Source organism: Methylorubrum podarium (genome assembly GCF_040270385.1).
GTDB lineage: Bacteria > Pseudomonadota > Alphaproteobacteria > Rhizobiales > Beijerinckiaceae > Methylobacterium > Methylobacterium podarium.
The window spans coordinates 41,890-58,068 of the sequence record NZ_JBELQE010000091.1; the positions used below are offsets into that span (position 1 = coordinate 41,890).

The following is a 16,179-nucleotide window of genomic DNA, read 5'->3' on the forward strand; positions in this document are numbered from 1 at the left end:
GCCAGCGTGATGCGGATATCGCTGCCGAGCGCCTCCGGATGGCCGGCGCCGATCAGCTTGGCGTAGGCATCGTTGTAGATCTGGGTGAAGGCCGGTCCCCAGGTCAGGATCATCGGGTACTGCGACGACAGGAGCGTGCGCACGGTCGAGCGCAGGCTCTGCGGCCAGCCCGCGACAGGCCCGAGCGGCGTGCGCGACCAGTCGAGCGCCCGCGCCAGGGCCCGGATCTCACCTGCGCCGGCGAACAGAGTCTGGGCCGCGGTATCCGAGAGGTTCATGGATCGACCATGGCTGCCGTCCTTTTCCGTCGCAACAGCCAACACGTCGCCCCCCACGGGGCGACACAGGAACCGGGAGCCCTTCGTATGGGGAGTGACGCTTGCCCCGGGGTGGCGGTGGTGGGGTCTGGATCGAACCCATCAGCCTTGAAACCGTCAGGGAAGCGCGCCTACCGAACGCGCTCGACGATGGGCATCGCATCGTGGCGGGCCGGCGGCAGCGCCCGCTCCAGAAGCCCCGCGCCGAACATCTCGCGGAAACCGAGATGCGGCATGTGGGCGTAGCCGATATGGCAGCGGCACTGGGCGAGCGGGCAGGGCCGCGGCGTGAGGGCGGCCTCGAAATCCGGGTCGTAGAGATTGCCGATCCGGGCCGGCACGACGTGGCAGCGGCGGACCTCGCCGTCGCCGTCGACGCTGACCACGCTCTCCCCCGTGGCGCAGGCCCGGCCGCGGCTGCGGATCCCGGTGCGGTTGATGTCGAACAGCGGATCGACGGCGCGCAGGGCGGCGAGGTCGTCCGGCCGGTAATAGTTCGGCCCCTCGTCCCGGTAGGCGTTCACCCAGAGGTAGATCGCGGGCGGCAGGGCGCGGCGGAGGGCGGCGAGCGCCGGAAGATGCTCCCGCTTGCCCACGATCCCGACGCTGTAGCTGATGCCGCGGGCGTCGAGTTCGGCGCAGCGGTCGAGAAAGCGTTCGAGCGGCGTCTCGCCGGGATGGAAGGTGCACCAGAAGGCGACGCGGCCGGGGTCGCACGCGTCGAGCCACGCGGTCGGCCAGGACAGGTTGGTCTGCGCGGCGACGCGGCGGACATGCGGCATCCGGCTGAGCCGCGTCATCGCCGCCCGGTAGGCCGGCCGGATCAGCGCCTCGCCCCAGGGCGTGAACAGGATGCCCAGACTGCGCCGTGTCTGGCCCTCGGCCCAGTCCACGAAGCGGGCGAGCTGCGCCGCGTCGCGCCGCAGGGTCTCGCGGCTGTCCCGGCGCTTGGCGAAGGGACAGTAGGGGCAGGCGTAATTGCAGCTCGCGAGCGGCCCCCGGTAGAGGATGTCGAGGGGGGCGGGCACCACCGTCAGCGCAGCGCGTAGGTGCGCATCCGCTCGCGCACGCCCGCCGTCTGGAGCCAGGGGCCGATCGCGTCGGAACGCTCCAGGCCCACCTCGGTCAGGGCGAGGTGGTCCGCGTCGAGGCTAGCGAGTCCTGCCTCGACCAAGTCAGCGAGGTCCGGCAGATCGTCGAGGAGCGGCGTGCCGAAGCGCGCCGCGTAGGCCCGCAGCGGCAGGCCGGAAGCCTGGAGCAGGTGCATCAGGACGAAGCGGCGGCGGCGATCCTCGGCGTCGAGGCGAGCGCCGTAATCCGCGTGCCCGTGCCGCTGCGCGTCGCGGGCAACGTAGTCGGCGACGATCGCGGCGACGCCCGTCTGCCCCACCGCGTAGGCGGTCGCGTAGTGCAGGGCGGCGGTGTAGGAGCGCGCCCCGGCGCCGAGGCCCACCATGCCGTCGCGGGCGCAGTCGTAGGCGGGCCCCCAGGCGGCCTCGGGGCCGCGGCGGAACATCCGCATCGAAACCTGGGCGTAGCCCGCCGCGCGCAAGCGGTCGCGGGCCGCGCGGTAGATCGCGAGGCGGCGGGCGTCCCAGGCGCGATCGTCCTCCGCCGGACGGTCGCGCCGGCCGAGCCCGGTCAGCGGCCGGACGTAGAGCGGGTAGAGGAAGATCTCTTCCGGCTCCCAGGCAAGCGCCGCCTCGACGGATTCGAGGAAGCTGGCGGGCGTCTGCCCGGCACCGCCGTAGATCAGGTCGATGTTGAGGACGGGGAAGCGCGCGTCGCGGATGGCGCCCAGCGCCGCCTCGACGCTGCGGCGCGCCTGCGGCCGGCCCATGGCCCGCGCCTCGTCGTCGCGAAACGATTCCACGCCGATGCTGACGCGCTCGACCCCGTGCTCCCGCAGGACCGCGAGCCGCTCGGGCGTGGTGGTACCGGGCGCGGTCTCGACCGAGGCCGGCACCGCGAGCGGCGTGGCTCCGAACGTGTCGCGCAGGTCCGCGAGCAGCCGGTCGAGATCGGCGGCCCCCAGAAAGGTCGGGGTGCCGCCGCCCAGCGCCATGCGGGCGACCCGGAACCGGCCGAGACTGTCGGCCACGGTCTCGGCCTGGAGCCGGAGGGCGTCGAGATAGGGCGCGACGCTGCCCTCTCCGCGGGTCAGGGTGAACAGGTTGCAGAAGCCGCAGCGCATCGCGCAGAACGGCACGTGCACGTAGAGGAACAGGCCGTCCTTCGGCTCCTCCGCCCAGGCCTCGCGCAGGGGCACGGGATGCGGCAGCGGCCGGTAGGCGGTCTTGTGCGGATAGGCGTACTGGTATCCGCCGTAGACCGGCCCCGCGAGAAGCGCCGCCGCCGTGCCCAGGCCGCTCCGCAAGCCGCCCGTCATGCCGCTCGTCATGCCGCCTCCTGGATGAACTCGGCGTAGGGCACGTCCCAGACGGTGGGATGCGCCAGGCGGTGGCCGCGATAGCCGTCCTCGCCGAAGGCGGTGCCGTGGTCCGCGCACAGGATGCAGAAGGCCGGCCCGCGCCGGCTCAGCGCCGCGAAGAGCGGCGGCAGGGCGCCGTCGGCGTAGGCGAGCGCGGCGCCCTGCGTCTCGGCGCTCTCCCGGCTCGCGCCCGGCAGGTAGGCGCGGGTCGGGTGGTGGGTCGCCGAGACGTTCAGGAATAGGAACAGCTTTCGCTCGGGCGGCAGCGCCGCGATCCGCTCGACCGCGAAGCCGACCTGCGCCTCGGTCGAATCCCGCGCCTGCACGCCGAAGCGGCCGTGCCAGTGGCTCTCGGCGAACAGGCCGGGCAGGACGCGGCCGAGCGGGGTCCGCTTGTTGAAGAAGCCGACGCCGCCGATGCACAGCGTGTGGTAGCCGCGCGCGGCGAGCCCCGAAACGATGTCGGGCGCATCAAACAGGGCGGTGTCCGGCCCCGTCGTGCGGCTGCCCTCGAAGCGCAGCGCGAAATGGCGGTGATGCGGCCCCGGTTCGGCGGGCGTCGGCAGGAAGCCGGCGAAGATCGCCTGATGCGCGGCGTAGGTGAAGCTGCCCGGCGCGTGGCGGCGCTCCCATCGGCCCGCCGGCAGCAGACGCGCGAGGTTCGGCGTCCGGCCCGCCGCCAGGGCGGTCGCGGCCACGTCGTAGCGCAGGGAATCGAGCGTCACGAGCAGGATGTCGTGCGAGCCGACCAATTCGGCGGCGCGGATCATGCGGCGAGATCCACGGTTCGGCGCGCGGCGATCCAGCCCGGCAGGCGCGCGACCTGCCACGCGTAAGGGTCGAGCCCCTGGTGGCGGACGCGGCGGATCAGGTCGCCGAAGGCGTTGGCCTCGAAGAAGACGTGGCGGCGCAGGCCTACCGTCAGCGCCACGTCGAAGGCGAGGTGGAAGGTCCGCGGGAACAGAGCGGCGAAGCGTCGGCAATCCGCCAGCATGGCGTCCCACGCGGCGGGCGGCGCCAGCGCTCGAAGCGCTTCGGCATCGGACCGGCGCCCGCCGAGATCGAGGTTGGTGATCGGGCCGCGGGCCGTGCGCAGCACCGCGTGGGCGGGTTCACCGCCGACCACGAGCAGGCGCAGGTCGCAGGGCCCGCCGTCGAGCGCCGCCTTCGGCACCCACTGCTCGACATGCGCGTCCTGCGCGAGGATGGCATCGACGAGCGCCACGGCCTCGGGCCCGCGATAGCGCCGCATCCGGTGGGAATGGTGCAGCACGCCGCGGCGCGCGCCGGGCACGTGCTCGGCCGAGGACTCCGCGATGATGCCGTCGCGGGCAAGCGCGAGCGCGGCGATGCCGGCGGCGCCGGAGCCGAAGCGCGGCTTGACGAAGACGCGGGTCATCCCGGCCGCGCGCATCGCGTCCCGCAGCGCCTCGAACGAGGCGGCCGGCGGCAGCGCCTGAGGCACCGGCAGGCCCTGGGCGGACATCGCGGCGTGGCAGGCCCGCTTGTCGTAGAACAGGGCGACCGCCTCCGCCTCGTGGGTGACGGCGACCCCCGGCGGGACGGATCGGCGGGCGAGCCGGACCGCGGCGGCAAGCCCGCGCTGGAAAGCGTGGTCAGGGCGCAGCCGCGTCGCCCCATCGGCCTCATCTTCAACATCGTCCGCCCCGCCGAGGCGCAGCAGCGCCCGGCGGATGCGCGGCGCGTTGCCGGGGGAGTCGATGCGCAGCAGCCCCTGTCCCTCCGGGAACAGGGCGGCGAGCCGGTCCGGCGCCGCGACGAAGTCGGCATAGTCGAGCACCCGTGCGGGCGGGTGTCCGGCCCGGACCAGGGCAGCGCTAAACCCCTCCGTTCGCTCGTCGCCCGCGACCCCGAGGATGACGCACGGACCGATCCCGTCCGGGTCGCGCGAGGCGCCGGCCGGCCCGGCGGCGCGCATCATTCCGAGACGGCGATGTTGCGGTAGATCTCGCCGGCATACTCGTCCGGCTCCTGCTGCTCGGACAGATCGACCGCCGGCCCGAGCGCGGCGAGCCGCGTCATCGTCGCCTCGGTGAGGAAGTGATGGTGCAGGTCGAGCCGGGACAGCTTCGCGACGGCCGGGGAGGCGAGGAGCGCTTCGGCGCCCTCATCCGTCAGGTTGCCGAGCGAGAGGTCGAGCGTCGAGATGCGCTCCAGCACCGACGCCTCGGCGAGTGCCGCGGCGAGGTCGTCGGCGTAGGCGCAGTCGCGCAGGGCCAGGGTGTTGAGCTTGGGAAAGAGCCGGCCGGCGAACAGGTCGGCGAAGTCCTTCGGCGTGCTGTCGCCGCCATACTCGTCGGTGCCGAGCCACAGCTCGAGATGGCGCAGCTCCGGTGCCCCGGCGGCCAGCGCCTCCTGCACCACCCGGCGCGGCAGGCCGCCCGATTCAATGATGAGCGTCGTCAGCCGCGGCGCCTCGAACCGGCCGAGCGCGAGGTCGGTGGCGCCGCGCACCTGCATGTGCTCCAGATGCGGGAAGGCCGGCCAGAGGGCCGAGAGGTCGCTCTGGTTGATCCAGGAGATCTCGTTCTCCTCCGAGACGATGTCGCCGAGGAAGAGCGCGCGCAGGTTGGGGAAGCGCTCGGCATAGGTCACCAGCGCCTCGACGACCACCTGCGAGCTGTCGGAGGAATCGTCCCCCTGCCAGTAGCCGATGACGAGGGCGTCGGTCGCCTCGGCGCCGGGAAGGGCCGCGTAGTTGCCCAGCATCGCCGGGACGTTGTCCTCGGAATCGTACTCGATGCGGAAGCGCGGCACGGCGCCGGCGAAATCCCACGTCTCCATCCCGGGCTGGAAATCCTCGACCGGCTTGCCGAAGAAGGTCGTCAGGTTCTCGTAGGGCACGGTGTCCGGCTCCTGGTTCGGGTGGGCCGTTGCGGCGGCTGATGGCGGCGGGTTCAGGTCTCGATCAGCGGGGCGTAGTCGGCCGGGTCGTCGAAGCCGGCGGTCCAGGCCACGGCCTGGTGGCAGGTCCGCATCGTGGGCGGCACGCGCAGGAAATAGCGCCGCCCGGTCGAGGGGCAGCCGACCGAGACGCAGACGAGGGGCTCGTCGCCGTCGAGTTCGACCCGCAGGAGCCGGCGCTCGCCGCCGGGATCGCGGTCGTGGTCGAGTTCCTCGGCCTCGGCCGCCTCCATGAAGGTCTCGAAGCCGAAGCGCTCGAGCATGATCCGCCGCCGCTCGGCGTTGCGCTCCTGCAGGATCTCGGCGATCCCGAGTTCGTGCGGCCGGAAGGCAATGCGCGCATCCACCGGCACGCCGCGCCAGCGCAGGCCGATGCCGGGCAGGTGGGGCGGCGGCTCCGTGAGGCCGGAGCCGGCCACATCGATCCAGGAGGTGACGCGGAACCCCTCCGGCACGTGATCGATCCGGCCGCATCCGGCGATGTCGAGCTGGGCAACGGAACCGCGCGGCGGCAGGGCGTCGATTAGGGCGCAGTCGCGGATGTTGAGCCGCCCGCCGCGCAGGGCGAGGTCGTCGGGGAGCCGCTCCAGGGCCGTGCAGCCCTCGAGATCGAGGAAGGCCGGCGAGAGGCCGGGCGGCAGGGTCTCCAGGGCGAGGCAGTCGCGCAGGTCGACGATGCCGGCGCGCAGGCCCGCCGGCAGGGTCTTCAGCCTGTGGCAGCCGCGAGCGGAGAGCCGATAGGTGATGGCGTTGCCGTCATCGATGCGCGCGATGGCCGAGCCGTCGAGCACGAGCTCGCGGCAGCGGATGTTGCGGCCGAGGGCCTCCAGGCGGCTCGCGGGTGCCAGGATCCGGTGGCAGACAAGACCGTCCGGCAAGGCGCGGACGGCCTCGTTGCGCGGCATGTCGAGCTGGTCGAGTACCTGCCCGGCCGCATCGGCGGCGAGGGCTTCGTTCGGGCGCAGGACGCGCCGCTCCGGCGCGCGTTTCGCGGGTGCTGACGTCATCGGCGGCCGGCCCTCTGAAGCTCAGTCCTGCACGGTGACGATGCGCTGCGGGGTGTATTCGCGCTGCCGCCAGACCCGGTAGACGCCGCGGTCGAGGGTGATCGTGCCGTGCTCGTCGTGGACGACGCGCGCCCCGTCGGCGTGGACATCGAGGTAGAAGCAGCCGTCTCCGGCGAACAGGGCGGCGGGATCGACGACGCGGTGGCTATGGCCGGTCAACTCGCCGTGGGCGAGCACGGTATGCGGCAGCGGCCGATCGGCGGCCTCCGGCGGGACGGCCGGAATCGCGCGGATGAAGATGTCTCCCTGACGCCACATGCCCGTCTCCACCCGTTCTCGAATTCATTCGCCGTACGACGGAGCTGTCCCTGCTCTTTATCCGGCTATGATCGTGGTGCGTGCCCGACAGGGGCCGTGCGTCGACAGAGATGCACCATGGCAATACTCTGACGGTGGAAGGCTAGCCCGGCGATCGACTGTCGGTCAACCGGCGTGCGGTGGTCGGCGGGCCTGTCCGAGCGCGGTCCACGTTGAGACCTGAGAGCTGCCGGCCCGTGCCGGTCGCCTCCCGCGCAAGGGGAGGGGGCAACATATTATCGTGACCCGCGGTCGTCTTTGAGCGGCGGGACCGGCCTGCTACGAGGGAGGTCGAGCCCGGAAGGCCGCCGCTCAGGGAAACCCGATTTGAACCGAGCGAGCGACGCCGCCCAGCCCGTCGATCTCACGGCCTGCGATCGCGAACCGATCCACATCGTGGGGAGCGTGCAGCCGCACGGCTTCCTCCTGGCCCTGGACGCGCGGACTCTCGTGGTCGCCCAGGCGAGCGCCAACGCGCCCGTCGCCGCGCCGGCCGGCGCCGCCTTGGAGGGGGCTTTTCCCGAACTGGCGTCCCTCGCACGCCGCTTCCTCGACGGCGGCGGCGAGGCCGACGGCGCCCAGTACCTGAAGACCCTCACGCTGGGCCCCGGCGCCACGCGGCAGGCCTACGAGGTCGCCGCCCACCGGGTCGGCGAGCTCCTGGTGCTCGAACTGGAGGAGACCGACGACGCCTCCGGGGAGGCCGGCCTCGATGCGCTGAACCCGCGCCTGCGCGCGTTCGTGCAGAGGCTCCACACCGCCCGGAGCGTCGAGGATCTCTGCCAGCTCCTCGCCGCGGATATCCGCCACATCACCGGTTTCGACCGGGCGCTGGTCTACCGGTTCGACCGGGACTGGCACGGCACCGTGCTCGCCGAGGACGGCAACGGCGCGCTGCCCTCCTATCTCGACCTGCGCTTTCCCGCCTCCGACATCCCGGCCCAGGCGCGCGAGCTCTACCGGCGCAATCGCCTGCGCATCATCCCCGATGCCGGCTACGCGCCGGTGCCGATCCGGCCGGCCGCGACGCCGGCCGGTACGCCGCTCGATCTCAGTCAGTCGGTGCTGCGCTCGGTCTCGCCGGTCCATGTCGAGTACATGCGCAACATGGGCACGTTGGCGTCCATGTCGGTCTCCATCCTCGTGGACGGAGCGCTCTGGGGCCTCGTCTCCTGCCACAACGCCGCGCCGAAGCGCGTGCCGCTGCAGGCCCGCAACGCCTGCGACTTCCTCACCCAGGTCTTCGCCCTCCAGCTCTCCGCCAAGGTTCGCGGCGAGCAGGCCGAGCAGCGCCTCGCCCTCGGCGCGGTTCAGGCGCGCCTCCTCGGCTTCATGGCCGAGGAGGACAGCTTCATCGACGGGCTGCTCAACCATCCCGACGACGTGCTCGCCCTGGTGAACGCCTCGGGCGCCGCCGTGGTCACCGCCGACCATTGCCGGATCCTCGGCTCGGCGCCGCCCGAGCGCGAGGTGCGCGCCCTCTACGAGTGGCTGTCGGCCCGCGGCGAGGCCGACGACGTCTACGTCACCGAGGCGCTGGCGGAAGCGTTTCCGCGCGCCCAGGGCATCGCCGACCGGGCGAGCGGGCTCCTCGCGATCTCGGTCTCGAAGCGCTACGCGAGCTACATCCTGTGGTTCCGGCCGGAAGTGGTGCGGACCGTGAAGTGGGGCGGCAACCCGGTGAAGGCGGTCCGGCCCGACCCGGAGGGCGGCCCCGACCGCCTGCATCCGCGCAAATCCTTCGAGATCTGGAAGGAGACGCTGAAGGGGCGCTCGCTGCCCTGGTCCCTGCCCGAGATTGAGGCGGCCAAGGATCTGCGCGCCTCGGTGCTCGGGATCGTGCTGCGCCGGGCCGAGGAACTGGCCGCCATGAGCGAGGAGCTGCAGCGCTCGAACAAGGAGCTCGAAGCCTTCTCCTACTCGGTCAGCCACGACCTGCGCGCGCCCTTCCGGCACATCGTCGGCTACGCGAACCTGTTGAAGAACCGCGAGAGTCCGAACCTGACGGAGAAGGGGCGGCACTACGTCGAGACCATCATCGAGGCCGCCCTCTCGGCGGGCACCCTCGTCGACAACCTGCTCACCTTCTCGCAGATGGGGCGGCACGCCCTGAACAAGGTCTCCGGCGACCTGAACAGCCTCGTCGAGGAGGTCCGCCGTCGGGTGATCCGCGACGTCGCGCCGGACCGGACCGTGCAGTGGAAGGTCGGGCCGCTCGGGCGCGCCTACGCCGATCCGGCCATGCTGCGGCTCGTTCTCGAGAACCTGCTGTCGAACGCGGTGAAGTACAGCCGCAACGAGGCGGAGGCGGTCATCGAGGTCGGCCGGCTGCCGCCGCGCGACGGCGAGGCGGTGTTCTTCGTGCGCGACAACGGCGTCGGCTTCGACATGGCCTACGTCGACAAGCTGTTCGGCGTGTTCCAGCGCCTCCACCGGGTCGAGGAGTTCGAGGGCACCGGCATCGGCCTCGCCAACGTGCGCCGCATCGTCGAGCGCCACGGCGGCCGGACCTGGGCGGAGAGCCGGCTCGGCGCGGGCGCGACCTTCTACTTCACCCTGCCGGTCCGCGAGGAGGCGAACTGAGAATGGCGGCCCTGAAGCCGATCCTCCTCGTCGAGGACAACCCGAACGACATCGAGCTGACGCTCGCCGCGCTCGAATCGAGCCAGCTCGCCAACGAGATCGTCATCTGCCGCGACGGGGCCGAGGCGCTCGACTTCATCTACCGGCGGGGCGCCCACGAACGGCGAAGCCACCAGGACCCGGCCGTGGTGCTGCTCGACCTGAAGCTGCCCAAGGTCGATGGCCTCGAGGTGCTCGCCAAGGTGAAGGGCGACCCCCAGACCCGCGGCATCCCGGTGGTGATGCTGACCTCGTCGCGTGAGGAGACGGACGTCGTCCGCTCCTACAATCTCGGCGTGAACGCCTTCGTGGTGAAGCCCGTTGCCTTCGACGAGTTCTTCGCCGCGATCCGCGAGATCGGCGTGTTCTGGGCGCTCCTCAACGAGCCGCCGCCGCACAGGGGAGGTTGGCCATCCAACGCGTGATCGGACGCCAGACCGGCCCGCTTCGCATCCTCCACCTGGAGGACAGCGACCTCGATGCCGAACTCATCGAGGCCGAGCTCGAACGCCTCGGGCATCCCGTGCGGATCGAGCGCGTCTTCACCCACGACGCCTTCGCCGCCGAGGCGCGGCCGGACCGGCACGACCTCATCCTCGCCGACTACGTGCTGCCGACCTTCGACGGCGTCAGCGCGTTCCGCATGGCGCAGGCGCAGTGCCCCGACATTCCGTTCGTGTTCTGCTCGGGCACGCTCGGCGAGGACATCGCGGTCGAGGCGCTGAAGGGCGGCGCCACCGACTACGTCACCAAGCAGCGGATCGACCGCCTGCCGCATATCGTGGTGCGCGCCCTGGCCGAGGCCCGGACCCGGGCCGAGAAGCGCGCGGCCGAGGCGGCCCTGCAGGCGTTGAACCACTCGCTCGAAGCCCGCGTCGACGAGCGCACCCGCGAACTCGCCGAGGCCAATGCCGCGCTCCAGCAGCAGATCGCCGAGCGCGAGCGCGCCGAGGAGGCGTTGCGCCTGATGCAGCGCCTGGAGGCCGTCGGGCAGTTGACCAGCGGCGTCGCCCACGACTTCAACAACCTGTTGACCGTGATCGCCGGCAACATCGAGTTCCTGGAACGGGACGTGTCGAGCGAGCGCGCGAAGCGGCGCCTCGACATGATGCGGGGCGCGGCGGCGCGCGGCGCCAGCCTGACCGCGCAACTGCTCGCCTTCTCGCGCCGCCAGCGGCTGGAGCCGAAGCCGGTGGACTTGAACCGGACGGTCGCCTCGATGCGCGACCTACTGCAGAGCTCGATCGGCGGAGCGGTGCGGATCGAGACCGCCCTCCAGGCCGACCTGTGGCCGGCGCTCGTCGACGCCACCCAGATCGAGCTCGTGATCCTCAACCTCGCCATCAACGCCCGGGACGCGATGGCGGTCGGGGGCCGGCTGACCGTCGAGACAGCCAACGTCACCGTCACCGAGGCGCCGACCCGGCCGGAGCAGCCGGGTCCCGGGCCCTACGTGATGATCGCGGTGAGCGACACCGGAACCGGCATGGCGCCGGAGGTGCTGGCGCGGGTGTTCGAGCCGTTCTTCACGACCAAGGCGGTGGGCAAGGGCTCCGGCCTCGGGCTCGCGCAGGTCTTCGGCTTCGTCAAGCAGTCCGGCGGCGGGATCCGGGTCGACACCGTCCCCGGAGAGGGCACCTCCTTCAAGGTGTATCTTCCGCGCGCCGAGGGCGAAGGCGCCGCCTCGCCGGCCGCTTCATCCGAGACCGATTGCGCGCGCACCCACCCGCCGGACGCGAAGCGGATGCTCCTCGTTGTCGACGACGACGGCGGGGTGCGCGAGGTGACCGCGACCCGGCTCGGCGAGGCGGGCTACCACGTGCGCGAGGCGGCCTCCGGCCTGCAGGCGCTGGTGGCCCTCGAAGCGGACCCGTGCGTCGATCTCGTCGTCATCGACTTCGCGATGCCGGGCATGAACGGGGCCGAGGCCGCCACCGAGATCCGCAAGCGCTGGCCGGAGGTGCCGGTCCTGTTCGTCACGGGCTACGCCGACCGGGACGCGCTGGCCCGGGCCGGCGCCGTGGGGGCCGACGCCATCGTGCAGAAGCCGTTCCAGGACGGCGAACTCGAACGCAAGGTGGCCGCGATCCTGGCGGCGAGACCGATGCCGCACCTGCGCCTCGTCTCGGATCGCGACAAGAGCGCCTGAGCGGCGTCGTCAGAAATCGTGCTTGGATCAGACGGGCCGGGGCGTGTCGAAGCCGGCCCAGTCATACGGCTTCCGGCTGATCGCTTCGGTCGCCGTCGCTCCTCTCCTCCCCCCTTGCGGGGAGGAGGTAGGAGGTGGGGGTGGTGCCGGACCAAGCGCAGCGGTGCCGTCTGCACCACCCCACCCCGCCCCCCATAAGGGGGAGGGGACAGGCGACGCCGTAGTTGCGAACAGCAGCGCATCTTCGGAAACGATGCGTTTCAATCGTTTCCATATTCTTACCAATGCATTTGCCCCATTGTGTTCGCGACGACGCAAACTTCGGTGCATCGTCGAACGCCACGGCCGATGCGCGTCCCGCTTGGAGCGCCGCCGGTCCCAGACACGATGGGGAGGAAAGCGATGAGCTGGCACAGTGCGGATGACCCGGTCCCCGGCGACCATTTCAGTTGCGACGCGATCCAGACCCTGATCGTACCGCGCTCGCGCGATCTCGGCTCCTTCGCGGTCCGGCGCGCACTTCCCTCCACCGAGTGCCGGATGGTCGGCCCGTTCATCTTCTTCGACCAGATGGGACCGTCCGAGTTCCTGCTCGGCCAGGGCATGGATGTGCGCCCGCACCCGCATATCGGCCTCTCGACCGTGACCTACCTGTTCGACGGCGAGATCATGCACCGCGACAGCCTCGGCACGGAGCTGCCGATCCGGCCGGGCGAATTGAACTGGATGACGGCCGGACGGGGCATCACGCATTCGGAGCGCACCGCCCCGACCCTCCGGCAGACCGGCTCGCGGCTGTTCGGGATCCAGAGCTGGGTCGCCCTGTCGGCCCGGGACGAGGAGAACGCCCCGGCCTTCGAGCATTACGAGGCCGCGGCGCTGCCGGTTCTGACAGGCGAGGGCAAGACCGTCCGCCTGATCGCCGGTGAAGCCTTCGGGGCGCGCTCGCCGGTGCGCACCTCGAGCCCGATGGTCTATGCCGACGTGATGTTGGAGGCGGGCGCCGTCCTGCCGCTCGATCCGACCTACGACGAGCGCGCGATCTACACCGTCGCGGGGGCGATCGAGATCGCCGGCGACGGCTTCGGACCCGGCCAGCTCCTCGTGTTCCGGCCGGGCGACCGGATCAGCGTCCGCGCAACGGAGGCGGCGCGGTTCATGGTCCTCGGCGGCGAGCCGATGGACGGTCCGCGGCACCTGTGGTGGAACTTCGTGTCGTCGCGGCCCGAACGGATCGCGCAGGCCAAGGAGGATTGGCGTCAGGGCCGCTTCGACACGGTGCCCAACGACGCGGAATTCATCCCGCTGCCGGAAGAGCCCCAGCCCGTCCGCTACCCTTGAGCGAGGACGCGCGGGTCCGGTAGAGACCCGCGCAACCGCCCGCCGCACCCGTCATCCGGCGCCCCATCGACGGCGCCCCGTCACCCGTCGAGAGGTCCGACCACGCCATGGCTATCGAAGCATCCGGGGCCGCGAGCGAGCTCGTCCAAGTCGTCGCCCTCCTCGCCGCCGGCGTCGTCGCGGTCCCGCTGTTCAAGCGGCTCGGGCTCGGCTCGGTCCTCGGCTATCTCGTGGCGGGGCTCGCCATCGGGCCGTTCGGCCTCGGCCTGTTCACCGACGCCCACGCGATCCTCCACGTCGCCGAACTCGGCGTCGTGATGTTCCTCTTCATCATCGGATTGGAGATGGAGCCGTCGCGGCTCTGGGGCATGCGCCGCGAGATCTTCGGGCTCGGCCTCGCGCAGGTCGGCGCCTGCATCGCCGCCCTGACGCTCGTCGGCGTCGCCATGGGGTTCCCGGTCGTCGTCGCCTTCGTCGCCGGCACCGGCTTCGTGCTCACCTCGACCGCCATCGTCATGCAGCTCCTCGAAGAGCGCGGCGCGCTCTCGACCCCGAAGGGTCAGCGGATCGTCGCGATCCTGCTCCTCGAGGATCTCGCCATCGTGCCGCTGCTGGCCGCCGTCGCGCTGCTGGCGCCGGGCGGCGCCGAGACGAGCGGGATGGAGCGCGCCGCGGCCATCGCGATCGCCCTGGCCTCCGTGGCCGCCCTCATCGCGGCGGGCCGCTGGCTGCTCAACCCGCTGTTCCGCCTGCTCGCCGCCGCGAAGGCGCGGGAGGTCATGACCGCAGCGGCGCTCCTCGTCGTGCTCGGCTCGGCGCTGGCGATGCAGCTCGGCGGCCTCTCGATGGCGATGGGCGCCTTCCTGGCCGGCGTCCTCCTCTCCGAATCGAGCTTCCGTCACCAGCTGGAAGCCGACATCGAGCCGTTCCGCGGCATCCTGCTCGGCCTGTTCTTCCTCGGCGTCGGGATGTCCCTCGATCTCGCGGTGATCGCCGCGAACTGGGCGCTGATCCTCATGAGCGTGGCCGCCTACATGGTGGTGAAGAGCCTCGTCATCTACGGGATTGCCCGGGCGCTGCGCTCCGCCCATGCCGAGGCGCTGGAGCGCACGGCGCTGATGGCGCAGGGCGGCGAGTTCGCCTTCGTCCTCTACGCCGCCGCCGCGAGCGCCGGCATCATCGACGGCACCACCAACGCGATCCTGACGGCCACCGTCATTCTGTCGATGGCGATCACGCCGCTCACCGTCATCGTCTTCGACCGCTTCGGGCCGAAGGCCGCCGCCTCCACCGACGGCATGGTAGCGCCGGAGGATCTCGTCGGCAGCGCCCTGATCATCGGGTTCGGCCGCTTCGGGCAGATCGTCAGCCAGCCGCTGATCTCGCGCGGCTGCTCGGTCTCGATCATCGACACCAACCCCGAGAACATCCGGCTCGCGGAAGGGTTCGGCTTCAAGGTCTATTACGGCGACGGCGCGCGGCTCGACATCCTGCGTGCGGCCGGCGCCGCCACGGCGCGGGCGATCCTGATCTGCGTCGATGACCGCGCGATGGCCAACCGCATCGCGGAGCTGGCGAAGGCGGAGTTCCCGCTGGTCCCGGTCCTGGCCCGCGCCCGCGACCGCGAGCATGCCGTGGAGTTGATCGAGGCCGGGGTCGCCTACCAGTTGCGCGAGACGCTCGAATCGGCCTTCGCCTTCGGTGAGCGGGCGCTCGTGACGATCGGGGCGGACCCGGACGCGGCCGGCGAGATCATGGACGAGGTTCGCCGCCTCGACGCGGAGCGTCTCGACCTCCAGGTCGTCGGCGGCATCTACGCGGGGCGCGAGCTGATCCGGGGCAACGCGGCCCAGCCGGCGCACGGGCACGGCTGAGCGCCCGCGCGAGGGGAGGGGTCTCGAAGCGCCTATGGCCATCCAGTCCGGCCTCGCCCTCCTCGCCGGCCTCCTCTCCGTGCTGTCCCCCTGCGTCCTGCCCCTGCTGCCGCTGGTGCTCGGCGCGGCCGCCACGGAACATCGGCTCGGGCCGGTGGCGCTCGCCGCGGGACTCGCGCTCTCCTTCGTCGCGATCGGCCTGTTCGTGGCGACGATCGGCTTCGCCATCGGCCTCGACGGCGACGTGTTCCGCAAGGTTGCCGCTCTGGTGTTGCTGGTGCTCGGCCTCGTCCTGATCGTGCCGGCGGCGCAGAACCGACTTGCGGTCGCGGCCGGCCCCGTGAGCGACTGGGCGGAGCAGCGCTTCGGCGGCGTCTCGACCGCGGGGCTGACCGGGCAGTTCGCCGTCGGCCTCCTACTCGGCGCCGTCTGGAGCCCCTGCGTCGGCCCGACCCTCGGCGCGGCCTCCCTCCTGGCGGCTCAGGGGCGCGACCTCGCCAGCGTCGCGTTCACCATGCTGCTGTTCGGCCTCGGGGCCGCCCTGCCGCTCGTCGCCCTCGGCACGCTGTCGCGCGAGATCCTGATGCGGTGGCGCGAGCGGATGCTCGGCCTCGGCCGGGGGCTCAAGGTGGCGTTGGGCGTGGTCCTTGTCGTGACGAGCGGAGTGATCCTGTCGGGCTATGACCGGGCGCTGGAGACCGCCCTGGTGAACACGTCGCCCGATTGGCTCACGGCCCTGACGACCCGCTACTGAGCAGGGGCAGGGCACCTGCCGCCCGGTACGACCGCGCCGAAACATCAAACTTCTTCTTTACGGGCCGTGGAGGGCAGAACCGTCTCCGCGCGGGCGCCGATTTGGAAAACTCGGCCATTGCTGTCGCGCTATGCTCTGCCGATCTTTTGTGAAGCTCCTCGAACTGCGCGTAGCACCATGCGTCCCGCCGACTTCGACTCATTCGGTGAGCCGATCGCCCCGCCCCTACGCGAAGAGCCCGTCGCCTCGCGGATGGCGCTTCGCACGGGCGTCGGCCTGTTCTGGGCGCTCGTGGTCGTCATCGTTGCCGCCCGGGCCGCCTATTTCGATCCGAATTTCGCGGAGAGATACGGCAGCGTCGCCGCGGTGATTGGCCAGATCAGGGCCATCGTCGGCGCCTGA

General features: G+C 71.7%; 14 protein-coding genes. 7 read left to right on the plus strand and 7 right to left on the minus strand.

Annotated elements, in window-relative coordinates:
• Positions 1–448 precede the first annotated feature (448 nt).
• From ABS772_RS17825 to ABS772_RS17855, 7 genes are read right to left on the minus strand one after another with little or no spacing between them, the layout of a single operon-like run.
• Positions 449–1,345, minus strand: a complete 897-nt coding sequence (locus ABS772_RS17825; RefSeq protein ID WP_350396134.1) for an STM4011 family radical SAM protein — start codon at positions 1,343–1,345, stop codon at positions 449–451.
• Between the two features lie 5 nt (positions 1,346–1,350).
• Positions 1,351–2,718: an STM4012 family radical SAM protein gene (locus tag ABS772_RS17830; RefSeq protein ID WP_350396135.1), complete on the minus strand. Its 1,368-nt coding sequence runs from the start codon at positions 2,716–2,718 to the stop codon at positions 1,351–1,353.
• Complete coding sequence (locus ABS772_RS17835; RefSeq protein ID WP_350396136.1) at positions 2,715–3,518, minus strand: STM4013/SEN3800 family hydrolase; 804 nt, start codon at positions 3,516–3,518, stop codon at positions 2,715–2,717. The genes ABS772_RS17830 and ABS772_RS17835 overlap by 4 nt, the downstream gene beginning before the upstream one ends.
• The gene (locus ABS772_RS17840) at positions 3,515–4,690 is read right to left on the minus strand and encodes an STM4014 family protein (protein ID WP_350396137.1); all 1,176 of its coding nucleotides are present in this window, start codon (positions 4,688–4,690) and stop codon (positions 3,515–3,517) included. Before ABS772_RS17840 ends, ABS772_RS17835 begins: the two co-directional genes overlap by 4 nt.
• Complete coding sequence (locus ABS772_RS17845) at positions 4,687–5,613, minus strand: STM4015 family protein (RefSeq protein WP_350396138.1); 927 nt, start codon at positions 5,611–5,613, stop codon at positions 4,687–4,689. Before ABS772_RS17845 ends, ABS772_RS17840 begins: the two co-directional genes overlap by 4 nt.
• 53 nt (positions 5,614–5,666) lie before the next feature.
• Positions 5,667–6,680, minus strand: a complete 1,014-nt coding sequence (locus tag ABS772_RS17850; protein ID WP_350396139.1) for a DUF6745 domain-containing protein — start codon at positions 6,678–6,680, stop codon at positions 5,667–5,669.
• 21 nt (positions 6,681–6,701) lie between these two features.
• Complete coding sequence (locus ABS772_RS17855; RefSeq protein WP_238253878.1) at positions 6,702–6,998, minus strand: hypothetical protein; 297 nt, start codon at positions 6,996–6,998, stop codon at positions 6,702–6,704.
• A gap of 366 nt (positions 6,999–7,364) precedes the next feature.
• On the opposite strand from ABS772_RS17855, the gene ABS772_RS17860 reads away from it, so the two are divergent.
• The 7 genes from ABS772_RS17860 (at position 7,365) to ABS772_RS17890 (ending at position 16,179) form a co-directional block, all read left to right on the plus strand.
• Positions 7,365–9,620, plus strand: coding sequence for an ATP-binding protein (locus tag ABS772_RS17860; RefSeq protein ID WP_350396140.1), 2,256 nt, complete (start codon positions 7,365–7,367; stop codon positions 9,618–9,620).
• A 2-nt stretch (positions 9,621–9,622) separates the two neighbouring features.
• Entirely contained in the window at positions 9,623–10,084 is a 462-nt protein-coding gene (locus ABS772_RS17865; RefSeq protein WP_238253891.1) for a response regulator, read from the plus strand.
• Entirely contained in the window at positions 10,081–11,808 is a 1,728-nt protein-coding gene (locus ABS772_RS17870) for a response regulator (protein ID WP_350396141.1), read from the plus strand. Before ABS772_RS17865 ends, ABS772_RS17870 begins: the two co-directional genes overlap by 4 nt.
• A 402-nt stretch (positions 11,809–12,210) precedes the next feature.
• Positions 12,211–13,149: a pirin family protein gene (locus ABS772_RS17875; RefSeq protein WP_238253893.1), complete on the plus strand. Its 939-nt coding sequence runs from the start codon at positions 12,211–12,213 to the stop codon at positions 13,147–13,149.
• Between the two features lie 107 nt (positions 13,150–13,256).
• Positions 13,257–15,023 (plus strand): monovalent cation:proton antiporter-2 (CPA2) family protein, encoded by a 1,767-nt coding sequence (locus ABS772_RS17880; RefSeq protein ID WP_350396142.1) that lies wholly within the window; start codon positions 13,257–13,259, stop codon positions 15,021–15,023.
• A 34-nt stretch (positions 15,024–15,057) separates the two neighbouring features.
• Entirely contained in the window at positions 15,058–15,777 is a 720-nt protein-coding gene (locus ABS772_RS17885) for a cytochrome c biogenesis CcdA family protein (RefSeq protein ID WP_350396143.1), read from the plus strand.
• Positions 15,778–16,029: 252 nt separating this feature from the next.
• Entirely contained in the window at positions 16,030–16,179 is a 150-nt protein-coding gene (locus tag ABS772_RS17890) for a hypothetical protein (protein WP_350396144.1), read from the plus strand.

What these genes read in the sequence shown, in the direction of transcription:
- ABS772_RS17840 (WP_350396137.1), bottom strand. Translation starts at nt 4,690, where the DNA reads ATGATGCGCGCCGCCGGGCCGGCCGGCGCCTCGCGCGACCCGGACGGG.
- ABS772_RS17885 (WP_350396143.1), top strand. Translation starts at nt 15,058, where the DNA reads ATGGCCATCCAGTCCGGCCTCGCCCTCCTCGCCGGCCTCCTCTCCGTG.
- ABS772_RS17850 (WP_350396139.1), bottom strand. Translation starts at nt 6,680, where the DNA reads ATGACGTCAGCACCCGCGAAACGCGCGCCGGAGCGGCGCGTCCTGCGC.
- ABS772_RS17880 (WP_350396142.1), top strand. Translation starts at nt 13,257, where the DNA reads ATGGCTATCGAAGCATCCGGGGCCGCGAGCGAGCTCGTCCAAGTCGTC.
- ABS772_RS17865 (WP_238253891.1), top strand. Translation starts at nt 9,623, where the DNA reads ATGGCGGCCCTGAAGCCGATCCTCCTCGTCGAGGACAACCCGAACGAC.
- ABS772_RS17855 (WP_238253878.1), bottom strand. Translation starts at nt 6,998, where the DNA reads ATGTGGCGTCAGGGAGACATCTTCATCCGCGCGATTCCGGCCGTCCCG.
- ABS772_RS17890 (WP_350396144.1), top strand. Translation starts at nt 16,030, where the DNA reads ATGGCGCTTCGCACGGGCGTCGGCCTGTTCTGGGCGCTCGTGGTCGTC.
- ABS772_RS17875 (WP_238253893.1), top strand. Translation starts at nt 12,211, where the DNA reads ATGAGCTGGCACAGTGCGGATGACCCGGTCCCCGGCGACCATTTCAGT.
- ABS772_RS17830 (WP_350396135.1), bottom strand. Translation starts at nt 2,718, where the DNA reads ATGACGAGCGGCATGACGGGCGGCTTGCGGAGCGGCCTGGGCACGGCG.
- ABS772_RS17835 (WP_350396136.1), bottom strand. Translation starts at nt 3,518, where the DNA reads ATGATCCGCGCCGCCGAATTGGTCGGCTCGCACGACATCCTGCTCGTG.